The organism is Streptomyces sp. NPDC058308 (genome assembly GCF_042880275.1).
Lineage (GTDB): Bacteria > Actinomycetota > Actinomycetes > Streptomycetales > Streptomycetaceae > Streptomyces.
Genome location: NZ_JBHVZA010000052.1, coordinates 1 through 24,141, shown reverse-complemented (window position 1 = coordinate 24,141; position 24,141 = coordinate 1). Strand labels below are relative to the sequence as shown.

Genomic DNA, 24,141 nt, shown 5'->3' with positions numbered 1-24,141 from the left:
ACGGGCTACTTCGAAGTCACTGTGGCGGGGATCTCGTACGCAAGCCGCAGGTGCCGGAGCCGTTTTACGGGGCGCCGAGCGGGCGGTGACCATCCGCCCCATCGTGGAGCACCCGCAGCGCCGTCACGTCCATCCGCGCCGGTGATGCGGGAGTCGCGCCGCAGCTCTCCGGACGGGGCGGGAGCGAGGCCACCTCATCGACGGTGACCTGCCACCGGCGGCCGTCGGTGTGCGCGACGGTCACCTCCCGGCGCGGGCTCGTGCCGTCGGTACGGAGGATGCTCAGGGCCCCGGCCGCGTACTCGCCGACCGCCGTGCGCACCGCGAGTTCGGCGGCCTGCCCGGGACGCTCCCAGGCGGAGTTTCCCCGACAGGCATCGGTGACGACGCGGCCCGCGCGGGCCGCGTGGAGGATCTCCTTGACGGCAGGCGCCCGCACCCGCCCGTACGCGTATCCGTAAGGCAGGACGAGCAGGGTGGGAGAGAAGCGATGGCCACCCAGATGGGTGATTTCCCAGGCGCCCTTTTCACCCGATCCGGCGAGCTCGGCGGCGAGCGGCCTGCCGAGCAGGGCGCAGCAGCGGTCGCGCTTGCCGTTGGTGCAGACGAGTACGAGCGGGGCGCCGGTGTGTGCCGCGCCGAAGCCGCCGTGGTCGCCCGCGCCGAGGGCCGCGAAGTCGAGGTCCAGCAGCTGGCGCGGGTCGTCGGTCACCGCGCCCCGCAGCCAGGTGCGGCCGGGGACGGTGTGCCCCAGATACACCTGGTGCCGCGTCGGCGCGTGACAGTCCGCGTGGCGTCCGGGTCGGCGGATGAGGGCGATGCGCACGCCGGTCCCCTCGGCGGCGGCCTCCAGGGCGCGGCCGGTCTCCGGGTCGAGATGGCTGGACCTCAGCGCCTTGGCGCCCCAAGGGCCGGGCTGCTCCAGCAGAAGCCATGTCCTGGCGGTGGCCGCGGTGCCCGCGAGAGGCTCGTCCAGGTCCCGCGAGGCGGTCGCACACGTACTCACGCAGGCGAGCCTAACCCGCACCGTCCCGGCCACCGCACGCCCCACAGGAGTGGGCCGGCAAGGCGTCAGGGTGTGGGGGAGGTCTCGGGAGAGGGCATCTGCTGGGGCGGCCGCACGCCTACGTACTGGCCGCTCGGGCGCATACGCAGCGGGCGTTCGCCGTACTCCTCCAGAGCGTGCGCGATCCAGCCCGCCGTACGCGCCACCGCGAAGATCGTCTCGCCCGCCTCCGCCGGCATCCCCGAAGAGGCAGTGAAGACGGCAAGCGCGAGGTCCACGTTGGCCCGCAGGTCGGTGTGGCGGGCGGTGGTCGCCACCACGTCACGGGCCGCGGCGAGGGCGGGGCCGGCCTTCGGCATCACCTCCAGGAGGGCGAAGAGCGCCTGCGCGCGCGGGTCCTCGCCCGGGTAGAGGCGGTGTCCGAGCCCGGGGACGCGGCGGCCCGCGCGCAGCTCGTCGGCGACGACGGGCGCCGCGCTGCCCCGGTCGAGCACGTCGAGCAGCATGCGGTGGGCGAGACCGCTCGCCGCACCGTGCAGCGGGCCTTCCAAGACGCCGAGGCCCGCCGACACCGCGGCGTAGGGGTGGGCGCGCGCCGAGGCGGCGACCCGGACGGCGAGCGTCGACGCGGCGAGGTCGTGGTCGACGAGAAGCGCGAGAGCCGTGTCGAGCGCGTGCAGTGCCGCTTCGTCGGGCTTGCCGCCGGTCAGCCGTGCCCACAGCCGGCGGGCCATGGGGCCTTCGTCACGGTAGCCGGACAGGACCGGTGGGAGCGCGGTCACGAGGGTGGGGATCAATGTGCGTCCGGTGCCGATGACCGCCTCTTCGGAGAGGTCGAAGCGGAGCGGGTCGGCGGCCGCGGCGGAGATGGCGGCGACCCGCAGGCGGTCGGTCGGACCGCTGTGCTCGGGCAGCGCGTTGACCGCGCGACGGGCCGCGGCGGCGGCCTCCTTGGGGGCGGTGAACTCGATCCCGGGGCGCAGGACACCGGTCCAGAGCCACTCGGCCACCTCTTCGAAGGAGTGGTTCAGGGCGAGCTCCGTCGCGTCGACACCGCGGAAGTAGTAGCGGTCCTTGTCGATGAGTGTGATGCGGGTGCGTACGGAGAGTTCGTTGCCGGTGGCGGGCGCTGCCGGCTCCCGCCTGTTCCTGCGGGCCAGCGCCTCGACCTCCTTCGCGTCGAACGTGCTTCCCCGTGCCCCCGGGCCGCGGCGGCTGCTGAGCTGACCGCGGCTCACGTACGCGTACACGGTCTCGGGCTTCACGCCGAGTAGTTCGGCGGCCTCCTTGGTGCTCAGCCGCCGGCCTTCGTGCGTGGTTCCTTGATCCGTCATGGGCGTCACCGTATCCGCATCGCGACGACTGTATTGGCATATTGATTCAATCAATATTGACAGAGACTCAGTCAAGCATGGACAGTTAAATCAAGTCCAGGTAGGAAGTCGAGGAACAACATGCCGATCAATGGCTCCGCCGCCACCCCCGCCGAGCCCGTCCAGGTCCCACGAGGACTCGCGGGCGTCGTCGTCACCGAGACCGAACTCGGCGACGTCCGGGGACACGAGGGCTTCTACCACTACCGCCAGTACTCGGCCGTCGAGCTCGCGCAGCACCGCAGCTTCGAGGACGTCTGGCACCTGATGTTCCACGGCGAGCTGCCCGACGCCGAGCGGAGCGCCGCCTTCGCCGCGCACACCGCGTCGCTGCGGCATCTGCCCGCCGAGGTGCGTGACGCGCTGCCCGCCGTCGCCCGCGCGAGCGTGCTGTCCGGACCGCTCTCCGGACTGCGCACCGCGCTGTCGCTCTTCGGTGCGTCGAAGGGCTTCCGTCCGGTGTACGACATCGACGACGACCGGCGCCGCGCGGACGCCCTGGAAGCGTCCGCCGTGGTGCCGACCCTGCTCACCGCCCTGTACCGACTCGGCCAGGGGCTAGACCCCGTCGAACCTCGCGACGACCTGTCGTACGCCGCCAACTACCTCTACATGCTGACCGGTTCGGAGCCGGAGGCCGTGCGTGCCCGGGCGATCGAGCAGTACTTGATCTCGACCATTGATCACGGGTTCAACGCGTCAACATTCACCGCACGGGTCATCACCTCGACCGGTGCGGATGTGGCGGCCTGTCTGGTCGGCGCGGTCGGTGCGCTGTCCGGCCCGCTGCACGGCGGTGCGCCGAGCCGCGCCCTGGACACCCTCGACGCGATCGGCACGCCCGACCGCATCGACGGCTGGATCCGCGAGAGGGTCCTAGCGGGCGACCGCATCATGGGCTTCGGGCACCCCGTCTACCGCACCGAGGATCCGCGCTCGCGCATGCTGCGGGGCGTCGCGCAGCAGTTCGGCGGCGACCTGGTGGAGTTCGCGGTCGAGGTGGAGCGGCACGTCGAGGCGATCCTGGCGGAGCTGAAACCAGGTCGGGAACTGCACACGAACGTGGAGTTCTACGCCGGCGTCGTCATGGAGCTGTGCGGGCTGCCCCGCGAGATGTTCACGCCGACGTTCGCGTCCGCGCGGGTGGTCGGCTGGAGCGCGAACATCCTGGAACAGGCCCGCGACTCGAAGATCATCCGCCCGGCGGCGCGGTATGTGGGGGCGATCCCGCCGGTTCCGGTACCGCCGTCCCAGGCAGGCGAACCGGCCTAGGCGGTCTCGCTTTCGCCGGCCGGGGCCCCTTTCCGCGGGCCCCGGCCGCGAGCATTTATCTACCGTGGCAACCAGGTGCACGAGGCCGAACGCGGCCTTGATCTCCGAGGCAGTGCTGTCTCGACCTCCTCCAGCCTCCAGGGGAGCTATTGCAACAAGCCGTCGATGGGCACCGCGTCGAATTCCGTCGCGCCCGCCGTGGTGATGCCGCTGGGTGAGCCGGGCAGCCGCAGAGAGTTGGCGGCGCTCACATACAGGTCAGCCGTTCCGTCACCATCCGCGTCGCGCAGCCGTACCAGACCGCCGAACTGGTCGTAGTCCGTCAACGGGCCCGGCACGCCGGCGGTGTTGCGGGCGAACCACTGTGAACCGGCACCGGACAGACCACTCGCCCGGCCCTTGAAGACGTGCACGCCGCCCGCGTGCTCCTTGCCGTCGATTTCCTCGTCCCGCACGCCGACCGCGAGATCCGCGTAGCCGTCGCCGTTGACGTCGCCCGCCGAGACGGATGAGCCGAACTCGTCGTAGTTCTCCGGGGATCCGGCGACGCCGCTCGTCGACTGGGTGAGGCGGGCGCTGCGGGACGGGCCGCCGGAGGCGCCGTACCAGATGCTGACGCGGCCCTTGTGCTTCGAGTAGAGGGAGGTGCCGATGGCGATGTCGCCGTAGCCGTCCTTGTCGAAGTCGGCGATGACACCGTCGCCGCCGCGCTCGGAGCTGCCGCCGTTACCGGACTCGGACTCCAGGCGCAGGCTCTTGCCCGGGGTGAGCGAGCTCGCGCCGCCCTTGATGAACCAGACGTCGGACGCGATCTTTTCGGGACTGACCACGTCACCGATGATGGCGAGGTCGCTCTTCTTGTCGCCGTTGACCTTGCCGGAGATCAGGGCCGTGGCGTAGAAGGACGTCGTCTTGTCGAGCTTGGTCACGGTGCTGGTGGTGCCGGAGCGCTTGAGCGGACCGCGGTAGACGTAGGTCATGGACTCGTTGATGACGGCCAGGTCCTGCTTGCCGTCCCCGTTGAAGTCACCGGTCGCCAGGTCCTTGCCCATGTAGTTGTTGGCGCCGGGGTTCTTGTTCGGGAGAGTCGTGCCTTTGGACAGGCCGGAGGCGGAGCCCCACAGGATCGTCACGGCGCCCTGGTCGGCGCCGTGGGAGCCGTTCTCGCCGGTGGCCGCCACCGCGAGGTCGCCGTATCCGTCGCCGTCGAAGTCCGCGGCGGCCCGTACCTCGCCGAACATGTCGTCGGCCTCGTCGGCACCGGGCACGCCGGGGCTCGCCTGGGTGATGCGCTGCTGTGCGGAGCCGGGCCCGGTGGCGGTGCCGAAGACCACGGTGACGCCGCCACCGCCTCTGGCGCTGAAGCTCGAGTACGCGTAGTCGCGGTAGCCGTCACCGTTGAAGTCGTCGCCGTGCTTCGCGGGCGCGGCGCTCGCTGCCGCGGCGGGCAGGGCGAGGGGGGTGAGGCCCGCCACCAGGAGGCTGGCGAGTGTAGCCGTCGTGAGGGTGCGCATGGGACGCATGGGGGTGGAGTTCCTTGTGAGTGGAGTTGTGGAGCGGGTGGAGATGCGAAGCGAGTGGAGGGGCGGAGGCGACGGGGTCGGTCGCCGAGCCGGGCGCCGAAGCGGGGTGCGTGGCGCGGTGACGCGTGAGGTCGGCGAAGCAGGAGACCGGTGGTGAGGCCGAAGGGTTGTACGGGGTGCAGAGTCACGTCGTATGTGACGGTTGGTGTTGGTTCTGCTTTCGGCCGTACGGCGTTCGCTGGGCGCGACGGCATCCCGCCACTCGTATGAGGGATGGTGGTTGCGCGGTGGCGGCAGGTTGCACCGTGGCAAACCTGGAGACGTACCGGACCCCGCAGGGCCCGGTCACGTGAGCGCGGCCGGGCCCGCGCCGTGAGGGCACGCGGGAATGAGAGCCCTTGGCGCTGAAGTCGCAACTCTCGCTGCTGGAACAGCAGGTTCACGATGAGGAGCAGGGCCGTCAGCCCGGAGAAGACGGCGCTCACTCCGCCGAAGCAGCCGCTGAGAGCGCTGCGTTCCTGTGCCGTTCGCCGGTCCTCGTTGGTCACCTCCACGCCGTGTATCAGCCAGTCGCTGATGATGACGGAGGGCGCACCCGTCGCGACGATTCCCGGAGGCGGGAGAGTGGCGCGGCCGGACGGCGGTGTCGCCGGGGCCGCAGGGCTTCGGCCGGGGCCGCCGGGGGCTTCGGCCGGGGCCCGCGGACGACAGGGGTCGCTCAGGCCTCGGGGATGTCGCCCCTGGCCCGGATCAATGTCTCCCTGCTGATCACGACGATACGTTCGTAGTCGGCTCGTCCGGCATCGGCGGGCAGTTCGCCATCGAGGGTGTCGGTCCTGTCTGTCCCGATCACTGCGAAGTTGCCATCGGTGAGTTCGAAAATGTCGGGGCACGTCTGCCCCGTCTGGCTGCCCCGCTCACGCGGAGACACACCGATGCGGCGCACGATCTTCAAAGCGATCCCGGTCCTTGGGGTCAGTGGAGTTGAAGGCGGGGTCAGAGTACCGGTCGGTGTCGAAGATGTTGGCTTGAAGTAATCCAACTGGCCCTACCCAGCGGGAGGTTCACCGACCACCCACCACTCGTCCGTATCGGCGTGATCCAGCTCCTCGGCCAGTCGGTCCATCACTCGTCCCACCTTGGCCTCGTCGGAAGAGTGGTCCAGGCTTGCGCGATGGTGGCGGGTCGCGTCCCAGTACTGCCGGAAGATGGGGTTCTGGCACATCACCCGAAGGTGGCCGTACAGCTCCTGCAAGGTCACGGCGCCGATGCGGTGGGCGTGCAGCGCGTTGATGTAGAGGGCATTGGCGAAGAGGAACTGCCGCTGCCGCTCCGGGGGCACGGGCTCGTCGTACGTGTTCAGGACCGCGGCGAGTGTGGCATCCCCCATCGCCTTGCACAGCAGGTCGAAGTGGAGCCGGTGCTGTTCGGTGAGTGCCGCGTTCCGCCGCTCGGCGGCCAGCGCAGCGCGTTCGCGTTCGGCCACTCGGTGCTCGCGTTCCGTGAGGTGAACCGAAAGGCGCCGCCCCTTGGACCGCAGCAGCATGAAGGTGCCTGTCGCGAATGAGAGCCCTGCCACCGCGGCCGGACCCACCCCCCGTGTCAACAATTTCTGTGTGGTCATGTCAACCCCCGAATCGGCGACCGTCCGCCGGTCGTCGGGTGCGGGTCGACAGGGAGCGGACCGGCGAGCGATGGGCGGTGCGCTTGCCGTCTCCCAGGGTGCCGAGCGGCTCTGACCGGCGGGGAGGCGGAGAGGAGGCGCACGGAAGGAAGCAGGGGTCGCACATCCCGGCGCCGTGCCTAACGTGTGCCCCGCGAGCGCCGCTAACAATCGTTCACTTCGCGGCCGGACTACGCCCACCTATCCTGGGGCCGTCTTCATTCGTCGTACGGGGCCCGCCGTGGACCGTACCTGCGTCGACACGAGAGGTCCGCGTTGAACAAGCAGCAGATCCCGGTCGTCGTCCTGGCCGGGTTCCTGGGCTCCGGCAAGACGACTCTGCTCAACCATCTGCTGCACCGCAGCGGCGGCAGCCGGATCGGCGCCATCGTCAACGACTTCGGGTCCATCGAGATCGACGCCATGTCGGTCGCCGGTCAGCTCGGCGACTCGACCGTCTCCCTCGGCAACGGATGCCTGTGCTGTGCCGTGGACGCGAGCGAGCTCGACGAGTACCTGGAGCGGCTCGCCCGGCCCGCCGCGCGCATCGACGTCATCGTCATCGAGGCCAGCGGGCTCGCCGAGCCGCAGGAGCTCGTGAAGATGCTGCTGGCCAGCGAGAACCCGCACATCGTGTACGGGGGCCTCGTGGAGGTCGTCGACGCCGCCGAGTTCGACGCGACCAGGGAGCGTCACCCCGAAGTGGACCGGCATCTGGGCATCGCCGACCTCGTCGTCGTCAACAAGGCCGACCGGGTGCCCGACGAGGAGCGTGAGCGGGTCCTCGGTGTCGTCCGCGGGCTCGCGGGGCGCGCGGCCGTGGTCGCCGCCTCCTACGGCCGCGTCGACGTGGAGCTCTTCTTCGACCGTGCGCCGGTGGGGGAGCGGGTCGGACAGCTCTCCTTCGACGATCTGCGGGACGACGTCGACGCCCGAGGCGAACCCGGTACCGCCCGCAGCGGCGCCGACGCTCCGGAGGGCGGCGGGTGCTGCGAGGACAGCTCCTGCGCACACCACAACCACCTGCACGCCGCCTACGAAAGCCTCGCCTTCACCTCCGAGGTGCCCATGGGGCCGCGCCCCCTCATGGCCCTTCTCGACAGCAGGCCCGAAGGGCTCTACCGCATCAAGGGGTACGTCGACTTCGGCGCCGCCGACCCGCGGAACCGGTACGAGGTGCACGCCGTGGGGCGGTTTCTGCGCTTCTACCCGGAGCCGTGGGCTCCGGACGAGCCGCGGCTGACGCAGCTGGTGCTCATCGGGTCGGGCGTCGACGTACCGGCTCTGGAGAAGGAGCTTGAGGCCTGTCGCGCGTACGCCCCCCAGGCCGATGAGCACGGCATGTGGGGCGTACTGCGCTACGTCCAGGAGCCCGGCGAGGGCCCGGTCGAGGAACCGGCCGAGGCAAGCTAGCCAGAGCCAGAGCCAGAGCCAGAGCCAGGCCGACCGAACGAAAGTCGGCCCGACCGAACGAAAGCCGGCCCCAACAGGGCCGGCCGCCGACTACACCGGCCCCGCCACCGCCGCCACCGGCTTCGCGAGCGAGACACCCGAACCGTCACGCCGCGGGTCGATCTCCGGCAGCTCGGCCGGGGCGCCGTTGCGCTGCGCCGCGTGCGGAGGCGTCGGGCCCGCCCAGGCGAAGCTCAGGCAGTCCTCGCCCTTCAGGAAGCGCTGGACGCGTACGCCACCCGTGGCGCGGCCCTTGCGCGGATACTGGTCGAACGGCGTGAGCTTGGCCGTCGTCTGCACCGAGTCGTCGAGGGTGCCGCGCGAGCCCGCCACCGTGAAGACGACCGCGTCCACCGCCGGATCCACCGCCGCGAAGGAGATGACCTTCGCGCCGTCCGCGAGCTTGATGCCCGTCATGCCACCGGCGGGACGGCCCTGGGGACGCACCTGCGCGGCCTGGTAGCGAAGGAGCTGGGAGTCGTCCGTGATGAAGACCAGGTCCTCCTCACCGGTGCGCAGCTCGGCTGCGCCGACGATCCGGTCACCGTCCTTGAGGGTGATGACCTCCAACTCCTCCTTGTTGGACGGATAGTCGGGGACCACGCGCTTGACGACGCCCTGCTCCGTGCCGAGCGCGAGGCCCGGCGAGGACTCGTCGAGCGTCATCAGGCAGATCAGCTTCTCGTCCTTCTCCAGGGAGAGCAGCTCCGAGACGGGCGCCCCTCCGGAGAGGTTGGGTGCGGCCGCCGTCTCCGGCAGCTGGGGGAGGTCCACTACGGAGAGGCGCAACAACCGCCCCTCGGACGTGACCGCGCCCACCTCACCGCGTGCCGTCGCCGGCACCGCCGACAGGATCACGTCGTGCTTGACGCGCTTGGTGTCGCCGTCGGCGAAGGGTTCGCCGTTCGCCGTACGGGCCAGGAGGCCGGTCGACGACAGGAGCACCCGGCACGGATCGTCGGCCACCTGCAGCGAGACCGTGGCGGCCGGGGAACCCGTCGACTCCAGGAGTACGGTGCGCCGGTCGGTGCCGAACTTCTTGGCGACGGCGGCCAGTTCGGCGGAGACCAGCTTGCGCAGCTCCGCGTCCGACTCCAGGATCCCGGTCAGCTCGTCGATCTCGCCGTTGAGCCGGTCGCGCTCGGACTCCAGCTCGATGCGGTCGAACTTGGTCAGCCGGCGCAGCGGCGTGTCCAGGATGTACTGCGTCTGGATGTCGCTCAGCGAGAAGCGCTCCATCAGGCGCTCCTTGGCCTGCGCGGAGTTCTCACTGGAGCGGATGAGGCGGATGACCTCGTCGATGTCCAGGAGCGCGACCAGGAGGCCCTCGACCAGGTGCAGGCGGTCGCGCTTCTTGCTGCGGCGGAACTCGCTGCGGCGGCGCACCACGTTGAACCGGTGGTCGAGATAGACCTCCAGGAGCTCCTTGAGGCCGAGGGTGAGGGGCTGGCCGTCCACCAGGGCCACGTTGTTGATGCCGAAGGACTCCTCCATCGGCGTCAGCTTGTAGAGCTGTTCCAGGACGGCCTCGGGGACGAAGCCGTTCTTGATCTCGATGACCAGGCGCAGGCCGTGCGCGCGGTCGGTGAGGTCCTTGACGTCGGCGATGCCCTGCAGCTTCTTCGAGCCGACCAGGTCCTTGATCTTGGAGATGACCTTTTCGGGACCTACGGAGAAGGGCAGTTCGGTGACGACCAGGCCCTTGCGGCGCGCCGTCACGTTCTCCACGGAGACCGTGGCACGGATCTTGAACGAGCCGCGGCCCGATTCGTACGCATCCTTGATGCCGGTCAGACCGACGATCCTGCCGCCGGTGGGCAGGTCGGGGCCCGGCACGTACTTCATCAGGGTCTCGAGGTCGGCCGCCGGGTGCTTGATCAGGTGGCGGGCGGCGGCGATGACCTCGCCGAGGTTGTGCGGCGGCATGTTGGTCGCCATGCCGACGGCGATGCCGGACGCGCCGTTGACCAGGAGGTTCGGGTAGGCGGCGGGGAGGGCGGTGGGCTCTCTCTCCTGGCCGTCGTAGTTCGGCTCGAAGTCGACCGTGTTCTCGTCGATCGACTCCGTCATCAGGGAGGTGGCGTCGGCCATCTTGCACTCGGTGTACCGCATGGCGGCCGGCGGGTCGTCGTTGCCGAGCGAGCCGAAGTTGCCGTGGCCGTCCACCAGGGGGAGGCGCATCGAGAAGGGCTGGGCCATGCGCACCAGCGCGTCGTAGATCGACGCGTCGCCGTGCGGGTGCAACTTACCCATGACCTCGCCGACGACGCGGGCACACTTCACATAGCCGCGGTCGGGGCGCAGGCCCATCTCGTTCATCTGGTACACGATCCTGCGGTGCACCGGCTTCATGCCGTCGCGGGCGTCCGGCAGGGCGCGTGAATAGATGACCGAATACGCGTACTCGAGGAAGGAGCCCTGCATCTCGTCGACGACGTCGATGTCGAGGATCTTCTCCTCGTACGAGTCGTCGGGCGGCGGGGTCTTCGTGCTGCGGCGGGCCATCGCTGCTGCGGCTCCTTCACCAACAAGTGCGGGATCTGACGCCGACCATTGTGGACTGTCCCACTGACAACGCAGACCACGACCCGTGCACCGGCGGCGTCACACGCGACTACGCCGAGGGCGGAGCGGGAACTTCGTCAGGTGCTGACACGCTTGCATACAGTGGCAGGACTGGCAGCAATTGTTCTGATCCAGCGATGATCCAGCGATCGAAGGGACGTACATGCCCATGGGTCACACGGCCACAGCCGAGGCCGGCTCCGGAGGCCTGACAGCGACCGAGCACCGGCTGGCCAATGGCCTGCGCGTGGTGCTCTCCGAGGACCACCTGACCCCGGTCGCCGCGGTCTGCCTCTGGTACGACGTCGGCTCCCGCCACGAGGTCAAGGGGCGAACCGGCCTCGCGCACCTCTTCGAGCACCTCATGTTCCAGGGCTCGAAGCAGGTGCACGGCAACGGCCACTTCGAGCTGGTCCAGGGGGCGGGCGGTTCGCTCAACGGCACGACGAGCTTCGAGCGCACCAACTATTTCGAGACCATGCCCGCACACCAGTTGGAGCTGGCCCTGTGGCTCGAGGCCGACCGGATGGGCTCACTGCTCTCCGCGCTCGACGAAGAGTCCATGGAAAACCAGCGCGACGTCGTCAAGAACGAACGCCGCCAGCGCTACGACAACGTCCCGTACGGCACCGCCTTCGAGAAGCTGACCGCTCTCTCGTACCCGGAGGGCCACCCCTACCACCACACGCCGATCGGCTCCATGGCCGACCTGGACGCGGCCACCCTGGAGGACGCCCGCGCGTTCTTCCGCACGTACTACGCGCCGAACAACGCCGTCCTGTCGATCGTCGGCGACATCGACCCGGCTCAGACGCTCGCCTGGGTCGAGAAGTACTTCGGGTCGATCCCCGGGCACGACGGCAAGCAGCCGCCGCGCGACGGCTCCCTGCCCGAGCGCATCGGCAAGGAGCTGCGTGAGGTCGTCGAGGAGGACGTGCCGGCCCGCGCCCTGATGGCCGCCTACCGCCTCCCGGAGGACGGCACGCGCGCGTGCGACGCGGCCGACATCGCCCTCACCGTCCTCGGCAGTGGCGAGTCCTCCCGGCTCTACAACCGCCTCGTGCGCCGTGACCGCACCGCGGTCGCCGCCGGGTTCGGCCTGCTGCGCCTGGCCGGGGCGCCCTCGCTCGGCTGGCTGGACGTGAAGACGTCGGGCGACGTCGAGGTGCCCGTCATTGAGGCCGCCGTCGACGAGGAGCTCGCCCGCTTCGCCGCGGAGGGCCCCACTCCGGAGGAGATGGAGCGCGCCCAGGCCCAGCTGGAGCGAGAGTGGCTCGACCGGCTCGGCACGGTCGCGGGCCGCGCCGACGAACTGTGCCGGTACGCCGTCCTGTTCGGTGACCCGCAGCTCGCCCTCACCGCCGTGCAGCGCGTCCTCGACGTCAGCGCCGCGGAGGTCCAGGAGGCCGCCAAGGCCCGCCTGCGCCCCGACAACCGCGCGGTGCTCGTGTACGAACCCGTGACCGTCGCCGACGAGGGCGAAGCAGGCGTCGTGGACGCCGTGGACGCCGTGGACGCCGAGGAAGAGGAGGCGGCGAAGTGACCGAGGCCGCGACGATGCAGTTCCATCCACAGCCCCAGGCCGGCACGGCCAAGCCCTGGGCCTTCCCGGCGCCCGAGCGCGGCACGCTGCCCAACGGCCTCACCGTGCTGCGGTGCCACCGCCCGGGCCAGCAGGTCGTCGCCGTCGAGATCCACCTCGAAGCGCCGCTGGACGCCGAGCCCGAGGGCCTCGACGGCGTCGCCACGATCATGGCGCGGGCCTTCAACGAGGGCACCGACAAGCACTCCGCCGAGGAGTTCGCCGCCGAGCTCGACCGCTGCGGCGCGACGCTCGACGCGCACGCCGACCACCCGGGCGTGCGGGTCTCCCTGGAGGTCCCGGTCTCCCGGCTCCCCAAGGCGCTCGGCCTGCTCGCCGACGCCCTGCGGGCCCCCGCCTTCGCGGACAGCGAGGTCGAACGGCTCGTACGCAACCGCCTGGACGAGATCCCGCACGAGGCCGCCAACCCGGCGCGCCGCGCCGCCAAGGAGCTCTCCAGGCAGCTCTTCCCGGCCACCTCGCGCATGTCCCGGCCGCGCCAGGGCACCGAGGCGACGGTCACGGCCATCGACTCGGCGGCGGTGCGCGCCTTCTACGAGAAGCACGTCCGGCCCGCCACGGCCACCCTCGTCGTCGTCGGCGACCTGACCGGCACCGACCTGGACGCCGTCCTCGCGGACACCGTCGGCGCCTGGACCGGCTCCGCGGGCGAACCGCGCCCGGTGCCGCAGGTGACCGCCGACGACCGCGGCCGCGTCGTCATCGTGGACCGCCCCGGAGCGGTCCAGACGCAGCTGCTGATCGGCCGCGTGGGCGCCGACCGGCACGACCGCGTCTGGCCGGCCCAGGTCCTCGGCACGTACTGCCTGGGCGGCACCCTCACCTCCCGCCTCGACCGCGTCCTGCGGGAGGAGAAGGGATACACCTACGGAGTGCGGGCGTTCAGCCAGGTGCTTCGCTCGGCGCCGGACGGCACGGGCGCCGCGATGCTCGCCATCAGCGGCTCCGTGGACACCGAGTCCACCGGCCCGGCACTCGGCGACCTCTGGAAGGTCCTGCGCACCCTCGCCGCCGAGGGCCTGACCGACGCCGAGCGCGATGTGGCCGTGCAGAACCTGGTGGGCGTGGCCCCGCTCAAGTACGAGATGGCCGCCTCCGTAGCAGCCACCCTCGCCGACCAGGTCGAGCAGAACCTGCCGGACGACTTCCAGGCGCAGCTGTACCGGCGGCTGGCCGCCACCGGCACCGTGGAGGCCACTGCCGCCGTCGTGAACGCCTTCCCGGAGGACCGCCTGGTGACGGTCCTCGTCGGGGACGCCGCGCAGATCGAGGAGCCCGTCAGGGCGCTCGGGATCGGTGACGTGAGCGTGGTCACGGGCTGAGTGACAGTCAGGACATAAGAGGACCCCAGTGGCCACTTCGGCCGCTGGGGTCCTCATATGTCCGAATTGCTATGGAGGTTGCCTGTCTGCTCTGTGGCGTGCGCTACAAAAGCCGCGTTCTGTTTGTCGAACGAAAGAGGCCCCGTTTAGCGTCGGTCCGGCTGTTCGTCGCGCAGTACGCCGCACCCGCGGCACCGGACAGTCATCGCCGAGTCCCCGTACGGTGCGAGCCAGGGGAGCCGGGGACCCACACGTCCCCTGGGGTGAATCGGGCACCTTGCCGTGAGGCGAGGAGCCCGTAGGAGACCTTCCTGCTCCGAACCCGTCAGCTAACCCGGTAGGCGAGAGGGAAGGAAAGGATCACCCGCCACATGGCGTTCACCCGTGCCACCGGGAAGCACCGTCGTCCGAGCCGCCTCACGCGGACCACCGCGAACGTCGCGGGTGTCGCGGCGCTCACCACCACCGGTGTCATCGGAGGCCTCGCGGCTCCGGCGCTCGCCGCCGCCGACGAAGCGGCCGTCGAACACACCGGCCTCACCCAGGCGATATCCGTCGGCGACTCGCTCGCCGAGAACATCGGCGAGCAGGCCGCCGCCCAGCGCCAGGCCGCCGACGACGCTGCTGCCGCGAAGAAGGCCGAAGAGGCCGCCAAGAAGAAGGCCGCGGAGGAGAAGCGCAAGGCCGAGGCCGAGGCGAAGGCGAAGGCCAAGAAGGAGCGCGAGGCCAAGGAGCGCGCCGCCCGCGAGGCCGAGCGCAAGCGCCTGAACACCTACGTGGCCCCGGTCGATGGCTCCTACGTCTCCACGGGCTACCAGACCGGCGGCGCCATGTGGTCCTCCGGCAGCCACACCGGCATCGACTTCCACGCCGCGTCCGGCACCTCCGTCCACGCGGTCGGCTCCGGCACCGTCGTCGAGGCCGGCTGGGGAGGGGCGTACGGCAACAACGTGGTCATCAAGATGAACGACGGCACGTACACCCAGTACGGCCACATGTCGTCCCTCGGCGTCACCGTCGGCCAGACGGTCACCCCGGGCCAGCAGATCGGCCTCTCCGGCTCCACCGGCAACTCCAGCGGCCCGCACCTCCACTTCGAGGCCCGCACCGGCGAGGAGTACGGCTCGGACATCGACCCGATCGCATACCTCCGCTCGCACGGCGTCAACGTCTGACGCACGCGGCCCCGCAGCACTCCACCGAAAGCCCCGGCTCCTGGCGAGCCGGGGCTTTCGGCATTGCCGCCGCTCGCACCCGCCGCAATTGGCCAAAAGATATCCATGGATTCCGGCCCGCCGTCGGAAATTGCGGCTCTCTGCAATAGAGTCACCGGACGAGCGTCGGTCGACCGCGATTGTGCGGGGATGAAGGCGGAGGTCCGGGTCATGCGTGTTCCCGCCCATTCGGTATGCACGGCCATACGGGACGACATCGTCGCCGGCGTGCACGAAAGGGGCAGTCGGCTCGCCGAGGAAGTCCTCGCGCGCCGGTACGGCGTCTCCCGCGTCCCCGTGCGCGAGGCCCTGCGCACCCTGGAGGCCGAGGGGTTCGTCGTCACCCGCAGGCACGCGGGCGCGTGCGTGGCCGAGCCCACGGAGCAGGAGGCCGCGGATCTCCTGGAGGTGCGGACGCTCCTCGAACCGCTCGCCGCGGCACGCGCCGCGCAGCGCCGCACGGACGCGCACCTCAAGGTCCTGCGCGGACTGGTCAGGCTGGGCCAGGAACGCGCCAGGAACGGCCGGGGGGAGGATCTGCGGCCCCTGGGTGGCTGGTTCCACGAGACGCTCGCCCAGGCGTCCGGCAACCCGGGCCTCAGCGCCCTGCTCATCCAACTGCGGCACAAGGCCGCCTGGATGTACGTCGTCGACAGCCCGGCGGCGCCGGCCGACTCCTGGGCCGAGCACGCGGCGATCGTCGACGCGGTGGCCCGCCGGGACGCGGAGCGGGCCAGGGCGCTCACCGCCGCGCACGCCGCGCGCGCGACGGCCGCGTACCGGCCGCGCCATGCCGGGCGGCCCGGTCGCGGCCGGGTGAGGGATTCGCAACATGCCGTAAACACGGTCAGCCTCCAGAATTAACGGAGGCGCCGTATACAAAGGAGAGACATTTCTTGTCCCTTATTTGTTGAGCGTTTGCCGTGTGCTCCCTCAATTTTTTGCGCGAGAACTTCGGCGAGGCGTCAGCGCGAAATCAGCGGAGTCGGCGGAGTCGTCCACGCAAACGGCGATGGGGTCACCCGGAATTCCGGGTGACCCCATCGCCGTTTTCCACGAATGTGTCCTAGACCGTCTCCGGAAGCTCCTCGAGCCCCTCCGAGACCAGCTTCGCCAGACGGTCGAGGGCGGCGTCCGCGCCCTCGGCGTCGGAGGCGAGCACGATCTCCTCGCCGCCCTGGGCGCCCAGACCGAGCACCGCGAGCATCGAGGCGGCGTTGACCGGGTTGCCGTCGGCCTTGGCGATCGTCACGGGGACGCCGGCGGCCGTGGCCGCGCGGACGAAGATGGAGGCGGGTCGGGCGTGAAGGCCCTCGGCCCAGCCGACGTTGACGCGGCGCTCAGCCATGTGTTGCTGCCCTTCCAGGTGTCTCACACTTGTCTAGACCAGTGTCTCATGCCGTCACGAGTGCTCCGTCGGACAGGTGTCCGCCCCGCTCGCCCTCGACCTGTCCTAGCCTGCCCCGGCCCCGGCGGCCGCGCGACCCGTACCCTGGCCCCATGCAGACCGCGTCGGATCGGCAGGATCGGCACGACTACCCCGCCCACTGGGAAGCCGATGTGGTGCTGCGCGACGGAGGTACCGCCCGGATCAGGCCGATCACGGCCGAGGACGCGGACCGCCTGGTCAGCTTCTACGAACAGGTGTCGGACGAGTCGAAGTACTACCGCTTCTTCGCGCCCTACCCGCGCCTGTCCGCCAAGGACGTGCACCGTTTCACCCACCACGACCAAGTGGACCGGGTGGGGCTGGCGGCCACGGTGGGCGGCGAGTTCATCGCCACCGTGCGCTTCGACCGCATCGACGAGCGCGGCATGGCCGCCAGCGCCCCGGCGGACGAGGCCGAGGTCGCCTTTCTCGTCCAGGACGCCCACCAGGGCCGCGGCGTCGCCTCCACCCTTCTGGAACACATCGCGGCCGTCGCCAGGGAGCGCGGCATCCGCCGGTTCGCGGCCGAGGTGCTGCCCGCCAACACCAAGATGATCAAGGTGTTCACGGACGCCGGCTACCAGCAGAAGCGCAGCTTCGAGGACGGTGTCGTCCGCCTGGAGTTCGACCTGGAGCCGACGGACCGTTCCCTCGCCGTGCAGCGCGCCCGCGAACAGCGGGCCGAGGGGCGCTCCGTGCAGCGTCTCCTGACGCCGGGCTCGGTCGCGGTGATCGGCGTCGGCCGGGTCCCCGGCGGCGTCGGCCGCAGCGTCCTGAGCAACCTCAGGGAGTCCGGTTTCACCGGGCGCCTGTACGCGGTGAACAGCGCGTTCGGCGAGGAGGGCGACGGTGAGGAGGGCGACGGCGCCGGCATCGACGGGGTGCCCGCGCACCGTTGTGTCGCGGCCATCGAGGAGCCCGTGGACCTCGCGGTGATCGCCGTGCCCGCCGACCGGGTGCCGCAGGTCGTCGCCGAGTGCGGGGAGCGCGGGGTGCAGGGCCTCGTGGTGCTCTCCGCCGGGTACGGGGAGAGTGGCCCGAAGGGGCGCGAGCGGCAGCGCGAACTGGTCCGCCAGGCCAGGTCGTACGGCATGCGGATCATCGGTCCCAACGCCTTCGGCGTCATCAACACCTCGCCGCGGACGCGGCTCAACGCCTCGCTCGCCCCGCAGTTGCCCGCGCGCGGGCGGATCGGTCTGTTCACCCAGTCCGGCGCGATCGGCATCGCCCTGCTGTCCGGCCTGCACCGGCGGGGCGCGGGCCTCTCCACGTTCGTCGGCTCCGGCAACCGCGCGGACGTGTCCGGCAACGACCTGCTCCAGTACTGGTACGAGGATCCGGACACCGACGTCACGCTGATGTACCTGGAGACCATCGGCAACCCGCGCAAGTTCACCCGGCTCGCGCGGCGTTCGGCGACCGCCAAGCCGCTGGTCGTGGTGCAGGGCGCCCGGCACAGCGGCATCGCCCCGACCGGCCACGCCGTGCAGGCGACCCGGCTGCCGCACGCCACGGTCTCGGCGCTGCTGCGCCAGGCGGGCGTCGTCCGCGTCGACACCGTCACGGAGATGGTCGACGCCGGGCTGCTCCTCGCGGGCCAGCCGCTGCCGTCCGGGCCCAGGGTGGGCATCCTGGGGAACTCCGAGTCGCTCGGTCTCCTCACGTACGACGCGTGCATGGCCGACGGACTGCGGCCGCTGCCGCCCCGCGACCTGACGACCGGAGCGGTCCCCGCCGACTTCCGGGCGGCGCTCGCCGAGGCGCTGTCGGACGACGGCTGCGACGCGGTGATCGTCAACGCCATCCCCTGGGTGGGGGAGGACGGGGCCACCACCGACCCCGAGACACTGGCCACGGAGCTGCGGGCGGCGGCCGCGGGATGCCCCGCGAAACCCGTTGCCGTGGTCCACGTTGAGCTCGGCGGGCTCGCCGAGGCGCTGGCGGCCGCCACCAGTACCAGGCCCGACGCGGTCACTCCCGTGCCCGGCGCCGTCGCACCTGACACCCGGGGCGCGGCCGATACCGGTACCGGCGCGGAACCCCGTCCCTCCGTAGAGACCACCGCAGAGGCCACCGCCGACCCCGCGCCCCAGCCCACCGACCAGTACCGCATCCCCGCCTACCCCGCCGCCGAGCGCGCCGTACGCGCCCTCTCCGAAGCGGTCAAGTACGCACAGTGGCGGCGCGAGGCCGCCGAGCCGGGGCGGGTGCCCGAGTACGACGACATCGACGAGAGCGGGACCGCCGGGCGCATCGCGGAGCTGCTCGCCAAGGACGGCGACCCGCGCGGTGCCACCCTTGCCGCCGACGACGCCCACGAACTGCTCAGGCACTACGGCATCCGCGTACGGCGGGCCCTGCCCGCGCCCGACGCCGACGCGGCAGCGCAGGCCGCGCGCGTCATCGGCTACCCCGTGGCCCTGAAGACCACGGCCCCGCACCTGCGGCACCGCGCCGACCTCGGCGGGGTCCGCCTCGACCTCACGGACGAGGGGCAACTGCGCCGGGCCTACCAGGAATTGACGGAGCTCTTCGGCAAGCCCGCGGAGCTGCGGCCCGTCGTGCAGGGCATGGTGCCGCGCGGCGTCGACACCGTGGTGCGGGCGGTCATCGACCCGGCGGCCGGAGCGGTGCTCTCCTTCGGTCTCGCGGGCGCCGCATCCGAGCTGCTCGGCGATACCGCGCACCGCCTCGTCCCGGTTACCGACCGCGAGGCGGCCTCCCTGGTCAGGTCCATCCGCACCGCGCCGCTCCTGTTCGGCTGGCGCGGGTCCGCGCCCGTCGACACCCCGGCCCTCGAAGAGCTGCTCCAGCGGGTCTCCCGGCTCGTCGACGACCACCCCGAAGTCGTCGGCGTCTCCCTGGAGCCCGTGGTCGTCGCCCAGCGAGGCCTCTCCGTGCTCGGCGCCTCCGTCCGGCTCGCGCCCCCGCCCGCCCGCGACGACCTCGGCCCGCGCACCCTTCCCGGCTACTGAGGCCCTCTTCCCGGGCACGGAAGCACCCTTCCCGGGTACCGATGCGCTCAGCTGGGTACCGAGGCGGCCGCGGGGCACCGTGCGCCCCGCACCGGGCCGTAGGATGGACGGCATGGCAAAGACCGGTACGACGACCCAGGGGCTGCGCGCGGCGATCGAGCGCAGCGGCTACTACCCGGCCCTCGTGGCCGAGGCGGTGGAGGCCGCGATCGGCGGCGAGGCCATCGGGTCGTTCCTGGTCCACCAGGAGACGACGTTCGATGCCAACGAAGTGCGCAGGCACGTCACCGTCCTCGTCCTGACCGGTACGCGCTTCATCGTCAGCCACACCGACGAGCAGGCGGCGGACAGCACGTCCCCGACGCCGTACGCGACGACCTCCACGGAGTCGGTCAAGATCGGCCGCATCTCCTCGGTCGTGGTCAGCCGCGTCGTCGCCAATCCCGAGAAGTACGTTCCCGGCACACCGCCGCGCGAGGTCGTCCTGACCATCGGCTGGGGTGCCGTGTCGCGCATCGACCTGGAGCCCGCGGCCTGCGGTGACCCCAACTGCGAGGCGGACCACGGGTACACGGGCAGCTCGACCGCCGACGACCTCAGCCTGCGGGTCAGCGAGGCGGGGGACGGCCCCGACGCGGTGCGGCAGACCCTCGCCTTCGCCCAGGCACTGTCCGAGGCGACCGCGGACACCGCCCGCTGATGGCCCTGCCCTCCTGGGACGACGTACAGCCGCTCTCCCTCGACACCGCACCTGTGCCCGCGTACGGCACGGGCTCCCTGGCCGACCTGCTCCCCACCCTCGTCGCCCTTCAAGGCGTCGACGGCTTCACGCCCACGATCCCCGAGCTCGCCCCGGCCGACCGGAACTGCGTCTTCCTGATCGACGGCCTCGGCTGGGAGCAGCTCAAGGCCCACCCGGCCGAGGCGCCCTTCCTGGCCTCGCTCCTGCAGAGCTCGCGGGGCGGCACCGGCCGGCCCCTCACCGCGGGTTTCCCCGCCACCACCGCGACCTCGCTCGCCTCGGTCGGCACGGGCCTGCCGCCCGGCGCCCACGGCCTGCCCGGCTACACCGTCCGCGACCCGGCCACGGGCGAACTGATGAACCAGCTCCGCTGGAACCCGTGGACCGATCCGTACGCGTGGCAGCCCTATCCCACCGTCTTCCAGCAGGCCCACGCCGCCGGTGTGCACACCGCGCAGGTCTCGGCCCCGCACTTCGAGCACACCCCGCTCACCAAGGTCGCCCTGAGCGGCGGCTCCTTCCGGGGCAGACTCTCCGGAGAGGACCGCATGGACCTCGCCGCTCAGCAACTGGCCGCGGGGGACCGTTCGTTGGTCTACACGTACTACGCGGAAGTGGACGGCAAGGGACACCGCTTCGGCGTGGACTCCGACGCCTGGCGCGGCCAGCTCATGTACGTCGACCGGCTCGCCCAGCGCCTCGCCGAGCAGCTGCCGCCGCGCAGTGCCCTGTACGTCACCGCGGACCATGGCATGATCGACATCCCCTTCGACGAGCAGTCCCGCATCGACTTCGACGAGGACTGGGAGCTGCGCGCCGGCGTCGCCCTCCTCGGCGGCGAGGGCCGCGCCCGCCACGTCTACGCGGTGCCGGGCGCCGAGAACGACGTCCTGACGGTCTGGCGCGAGGTGCTCGGCGAACAGTTCTGGGTGGCCTCCCGCGACGAGGCGATCGCCGCGGGCTGGTTCGGTCCACACATTGATCAACGTGTGTACGAGCGCCTCGGCGACGTCATCGCCGCCGCCCACGACGATGCCGCGATCATCGCCACGGAGCGCGAGCCCAACGAGTCCGCCCTGGTCGGCATGCACGGTTCCATGACCCCCGTCGAGCAACTGGTCCCGCTCCTGGAAGTACGCTCCTGACCGGGCTCCGCCCGCCCGCCTCCCCACCCGCCCCGAAAGGTCCTCAACCCTCCATGTCCGAGCTGGTGTTCTTCTCCGGAACGATGGACTGCGGAAAGAGCACGCTGGCTCTGCAGATCGAGCACAACCGTTCCGCCCGCGGACTCCAGGGGATGATCTTCACGCGGGACGACCGCGCGGGGGAGGGCAAGCTCTCCTCCCGGCTCGGCCTCGTCACCGACGCGACCGAGGCGGCGGACGACTTCGACTTCTACGCCCACCTCGTCGACCACCTCTCCCAGGGCGGCCGCGCGGACTATGTGATCGCGGACGAGGCGCAGTTCCTGGCGCCGGAGCAGATCGACCAGCTCGCCAGGGTCGTCGACGACCTCGGCCTCGACGTCTTCGCCTTCGGCATCACCACCGACTTCCGCTCCAAGCTCTTCCCGGGCTCGCAGCGCCTGGTCGAGCTCGCCGACCGCGTCGAGGTGCTCCAGGTCGAGGCCCTCTGCTGGTGCGGAGCCCGCGCCACCCACAACGCCCGCACCATAGGCGGCGAGATGGTCGTCGAAGGCGCCCAGGTCGTCGTGGGGGACGTCAACCAGTCGCCCGACGAGGTGGGCTACGAAGTGCTGTGCCGCCGCCATCACCGGCGCCGGGCGACGGCGGCGACCGCACGCGCGGGGGCCCTGTCGCCCGACGTGCTGCCGGTCGACGGGGCTGCCGCCCGCGCCTGAATTCAGGCGTCGTCGGGCGAGTGCACGAGGGCGAAGACCGCGCCCTCCGGGTCGGCGACCGTCGCCGTCCGGCCGTGCTCGCCGGCCCTGGCATGGTCGATGATGTAGCCGCCGAGCTCGACGGCCCGCTCGAGCGCCTCGTCCACGTCCGCGACCTCGAAGTACGTCATCCAGTGCGGGCCCCGGTCGCGCGGCAGCGCCTGGCCCAGGCCGTGCACGGACGCCACCGGGCGGCCGTCCACGCGCAGCGTCACATGGTCGAAGTCGGCCGAGACCACGGCCTCTTCGGTGCAGCCGAAGACCGACTGGTAGAACTTCAGGACGCTCGCCGTCTCCCGGGTCAGCAGCTCGTTCCAGACGGGGGTGCCGGGCCTGCCGAGCACCGCGGTGCCCAGGTGGGCCGCGGCCTGCCAGATGCCGAACACCGCGCCCGTCGGGTCGGACGCGATGGCCAGCCGCCCGGCCTCGCCCGCGTCGATCGGGCCGACGCCGACCGTACCGCCGCACTGCCGCACCGCGTCGGCCGTCGCGTCCGCGTCGTCCGTCGCCAGATAGGTCGTCCAGGCGATGGGCAGATGGCGGTCGGCGGGCAGTCGGCCGATGCCCGCCACCTCCCTGCCGTCGAGCAGCGCCCGCACGTACGGCCCGAGCTGCTCCGGTCCCGGCCGGAACTCCCAGCCGAAGAGCGCTCCGTAGAACTCCTGGGTCGCGGCCAGGTCGTGCGTCATCAGGCTCACCCAGCAGGGCGTGCCGGGCTCGCGCCGGCCGGTCCCCGCGCTGTCGCGCCGCGCCTTCTCCCAGGACTCCGACGAGCCCTGTTCGGGGGGGACCCCATTCGCCCGCGCCTCGGTCATCGTCACCCTCTCCTCGGCCGCCATGACGGCCGGTCAGATATCACTCTCGAATGCGCGCACGATCGCCGCGCCTACTCGCGCCCGTGCAGATGCTCGCACCGCCTGCCACGCCGCGCTGCTCGACCGCGCCGCGCTGTCCGGCTTCCCGCCGGAAGATGCCCGATTTACGGTTCCTCACCCGTTGACACGCGATTGCCTGGCGGTGTCCGCCTGTCGTACAGGGTGTACATGATTCCGTACACCCCGTGTTCGGGCGCGTCCGGCCGAGCAGGGTAGCCGCACCTTGGCGGCGCGGCCACCCCGTACGCAAGGATGGGCCTTATGAATCCCATCATCTCTGCATCCCAACTCGCGGGCGAGCTGGCGGGCCAGAACCCGCCGGTGCTGCTCGACGTCCGCTGGCAGCACCAGGGCTCGATGCGTTCCGCATACGAGGAAGCGCACATTCCGTCGGCCGTCTTCGTCGATCTGGACGCTGACCTCGCAGGTCCCGCGGGTGCTGGTGGCCGGCACCCGCTGCCCGATCCTGACCGGTTCGGCGCCGTGATGCGGGCGGCGGGGGTCTCGGGGGACCGGGATGTCGTCGTGTACGACGGTGGCCAGAACTGGGCGGCGGCGCGTCTGTGGTGGATGCTGCGCTGGACGGGTCACCCGTCCGTACGCGTCCTGGACGGTGGCATCGCCCTGTGGACCGGTTCTCTGGAGGAGGGGCCTGGCCATGCCCCGGCCGAGGGCTCCTTCGAACCCGCCCCCAACGACACCGACCTGCTGGACGCGGACTCCGCCGCGGCGCTGGCCCGCTCCGGCCTGCTCCTGGACGCCCGCGCGGCCGAGCGCTACCGGGGCGAGGTCGAGCCGATCGACAGCGTGGCCGGCCACATCCCCGGCGCGGTTTCGGCGCCGACCACGGAGAACGTCGCGGAGGACGGCAGCTTCAAGCCCGCGGCCGAGCTCGCGGACCGCTTCAAGGCCCTGGGGGCGTCCGGCACTTCGGAGGTGGGCGTCTACTGCGGGTCCGGCGTCTCGGGCGCCCACGAGGTGCTCGCGCTCGCGGTGGCGGGGATTCCGGCCTCGTTGTACGTCGGCTCGTGGTCGCAGTGGTCGGCCGACCCCTCGCGCCCGGTGGCGACGGGCCCCGATCCGCAGTAGAGCCAACAGCTCTCTGTAGAGGTTGTCTGCAGAAGCTGTCTACGGAGTGGGGGGGGGCGGCCCCGCCGGGGGGGGGGCGCCCCCCCCGGGGAAAAACAAAAAAAAAACCCACACACCGACTGAGGTAGGGGGTTTAGG

General features: G+C 71.3%; 19 protein-coding genes and 1 riboswitch. Of the genes, 11 read left to right on the top strand and 8 right to left on the bottom strand.

The window, feature by feature from the left end:
* Window positions 1-64: 64 nt before the first annotated feature.
* The gene (locus tag ACFVYL_RS36855) at window positions 65-1,006 is read right to left on the bottom strand and encodes a sucrase ferredoxin (RefSeq protein WP_389724345.1); all 942 of its coding nucleotides are present in this window, start codon (window positions 1,004-1,006) and stop codon (window positions 65-67) included.
* Window positions 1,007-1,071: 65 nt separating this feature from the next.
* On the bottom strand, window positions 1,072-2,340 hold the full coding sequence (locus ACFVYL_RS36850; protein ID WP_389724342.1) for a citrate synthase family protein: 1,269 nt from the start codon (window positions 2,338-2,340) through the stop codon (window positions 1,072-1,074).
* Between the two features lie 120 nt (window positions 2,341-2,460).
* Between ACFVYL_RS36850 and ACFVYL_RS36845 the strand changes: the two genes are divergently transcribed.
* The gene (locus ACFVYL_RS36845) at window positions 2,461-3,651 is read left to right on the top strand and encodes a citrate synthase/methylcitrate synthase (protein ID WP_389724339.1); all 1,191 of its coding nucleotides are present in this window, start codon (window positions 2,461-2,463) and stop codon (window positions 3,649-3,651) included.
* Window positions 3,652-3,797: 146 nt separating this feature from the next.
* Here ACFVYL_RS36845 and ACFVYL_RS36840 read toward each other — a convergent pair whose 3' ends face one another.
* The 3 genes from ACFVYL_RS36840 to ACFVYL_RS36830 all read right to left on the bottom strand — a co-directional run bounded on the left by ACFVYL_RS36840 (window position 3,798) and on the right by ACFVYL_RS36830 (window position 6,753).
* Window positions 3,798-5,165, bottom strand: coding sequence for an FG-GAP and VCBS repeat-containing protein (locus ACFVYL_RS36840; protein WP_389724372.1), 1,368 nt, complete (start codon window positions 5,163-5,165; stop codon window positions 3,798-3,800).
* Window positions 5,166-5,892: 727 nt separating this feature from the next.
* Window positions 5,893-6,129: a hypothetical protein gene (locus ACFVYL_RS36835; protein ID WP_389724337.1), complete on the bottom strand. Its 237-nt coding sequence runs from the start codon at window positions 6,127-6,129 to the stop codon at window positions 5,893-5,895.
* Window positions 6,130-6,222: 93 nt separating this feature from the next.
* Complete coding sequence (locus ACFVYL_RS36830) at window positions 6,223-6,753, bottom strand: DUF6082 family protein (RefSeq protein ID WP_389724334.1); 531 nt, start codon at window positions 6,751-6,753, stop codon at window positions 6,223-6,225.
* 360 nt (window positions 6,754-7,113) lie between these two features.
* On the opposite strand from ACFVYL_RS36830, the gene ACFVYL_RS36825 reads away from it, so the two are divergent.
* The gene (locus tag ACFVYL_RS36825) at window positions 7,114-8,250 is read left to right on the top strand and encodes a CobW family GTP-binding protein (protein ID WP_389724331.1); all 1,137 of its coding nucleotides are present in this window, start codon (window positions 7,114-7,116) and stop codon (window positions 8,248-8,250) included.
* Between the two features lie 90 nt (window positions 8,251-8,340).
* Here ACFVYL_RS36825 and ACFVYL_RS36820 read toward each other — a convergent pair whose 3' ends face one another.
* On the bottom strand, window positions 8,341-10,794 hold the full coding sequence (locus tag ACFVYL_RS36820; RefSeq protein ID WP_389724329.1) for a DNA topoisomerase (ATP-hydrolyzing) subunit A: 2,454 nt from the start codon (window positions 10,792-10,794) through the stop codon (window positions 8,341-8,343).
* A 223-nt stretch (window positions 10,795-11,017) separates the two neighbouring features.
* On the opposite strand from ACFVYL_RS36820, the gene ACFVYL_RS36815 reads away from it, so the two are divergent.
* The 4 genes from ACFVYL_RS36815 to ACFVYL_RS36800 all read left to right on the top strand — a co-directional run bounded on the left by ACFVYL_RS36815 (window position 11,018) and on the right by ACFVYL_RS36800 (window position 15,857).
* Window positions 11,018-12,397 carry a M16 family metallopeptidase gene (locus tag ACFVYL_RS36815; protein WP_389724326.1) on the top strand — a complete coding sequence of 460 codons (1,380 nt, stop codon included), beginning with the start codon at window positions 11,018-11,020 and terminating at the stop codon, window positions 12,395-12,397.
* On the top strand, window positions 12,394-13,779 hold the full coding sequence (locus ACFVYL_RS36810; protein ID WP_389724324.1) for a M16 family metallopeptidase: 1,386 nt from the start codon (window positions 12,394-12,396) through the stop codon (window positions 13,777-13,779). Before ACFVYL_RS36815 ends, ACFVYL_RS36810 begins: the two co-directional genes overlap by 4 nt.
* A 196-nt stretch (window positions 13,780-13,975) precedes the next feature.
* A riboswitch (cyclic di-AMP (ydaO/yuaA leader) is annotated at window positions 13,976-14,138 on the top strand.
* A gap of 12 nt (window positions 14,139-14,150) precedes the next feature.
* Window positions 14,151-14,954, top strand: coding sequence for a M23 family metallopeptidase (locus ACFVYL_RS36805; protein WP_389724321.1), 804 nt, complete (start codon window positions 14,151-14,153; stop codon window positions 14,952-14,954).
* A 210-nt stretch (window positions 14,955-15,164) separates the two neighbouring features.
* The gene (locus ACFVYL_RS36800; protein ID WP_389724319.1) at window positions 15,165-15,857 is read left to right on the top strand and encodes a GntR family transcriptional regulator; all 693 of its coding nucleotides are present in this window, start codon (window positions 15,165-15,167) and stop codon (window positions 15,855-15,857) included.
* Window positions 15,858-16,059: 202 nt separating this feature from the next.
* Here ACFVYL_RS36800 and ACFVYL_RS36795 read toward each other — a convergent pair whose 3' ends face one another.
* Window positions 16,060-16,341, bottom strand: a complete 282-nt coding sequence (locus ACFVYL_RS36795) for an HPr family phosphocarrier protein (RefSeq protein ID WP_003993478.1) — start codon at window positions 16,339-16,341, stop codon at window positions 16,060-16,062.
* A gap of 152 nt (window positions 16,342-16,493) precedes the next feature.
* Between ACFVYL_RS36795 and ACFVYL_RS36790 the strand changes: the two genes are divergently transcribed.
* The 4 genes from ACFVYL_RS36790 to ACFVYL_RS36775 all read left to right on the top strand — a co-directional run bounded on the left by ACFVYL_RS36790 (window position 16,494) and on the right by ACFVYL_RS36775 (window position 22,000).
* Entirely contained in the window at window positions 16,494-19,397 is a 2,904-nt protein-coding gene (locus tag ACFVYL_RS36790) for a GNAT family N-acetyltransferase (protein WP_389724315.1), read from the top strand.
* 112 nt (window positions 19,398-19,509) lie between these two features.
* A complete protein-coding gene (locus ACFVYL_RS36785) occupies window positions 19,510-20,097 on the top strand; it encodes a DUF5998 family protein (RefSeq protein WP_389724312.1) in 588 nt (195 codons plus the stop codon).
* Window positions 20,097-21,284: an alkaline phosphatase family protein gene (locus ACFVYL_RS36780; protein WP_389724309.1), complete on the top strand. Its 1,188-nt coding sequence runs from the start codon at window positions 20,097-20,099 to the stop codon at window positions 21,282-21,284. Before ACFVYL_RS36785 ends, ACFVYL_RS36780 begins: the two co-directional genes overlap by 1 nt.
* A gap of 53 nt (window positions 21,285-21,337) precedes the next feature.
* On the top strand, window positions 21,338-22,000 hold the full coding sequence (locus ACFVYL_RS36775) for a thymidine kinase (RefSeq protein ID WP_389724306.1): 663 nt from the start codon (window positions 21,338-21,340) through the stop codon (window positions 21,998-22,000).
* Between the two features lie 2 nt (window positions 22,001-22,002).
* On the opposite strand, the gene ACFVYL_RS36770 is transcribed toward ACFVYL_RS36775, so the two are convergent.
* Entirely contained in the window at window positions 22,003-22,728 is a 726-nt protein-coding gene (locus ACFVYL_RS36770) for a VOC family protein (RefSeq protein ID WP_389724369.1), read from the bottom strand.
* 447 nt (window positions 22,729-23,175) lie between these two features.
* Here ACFVYL_RS36770 and ACFVYL_RS36765 point away from each other — a divergent pair, with 447 nt between their 5' ends.
* Window positions 23,176-24,003: a sulfurtransferase gene (locus tag ACFVYL_RS36765; protein WP_389724303.1), complete on the top strand. Its 828-nt coding sequence runs from the start codon at window positions 23,176-23,178 to the stop codon at window positions 24,001-24,003.
* The last annotated feature ends 138 nt before the right edge of the window (window positions 24,004-24,141 follow it).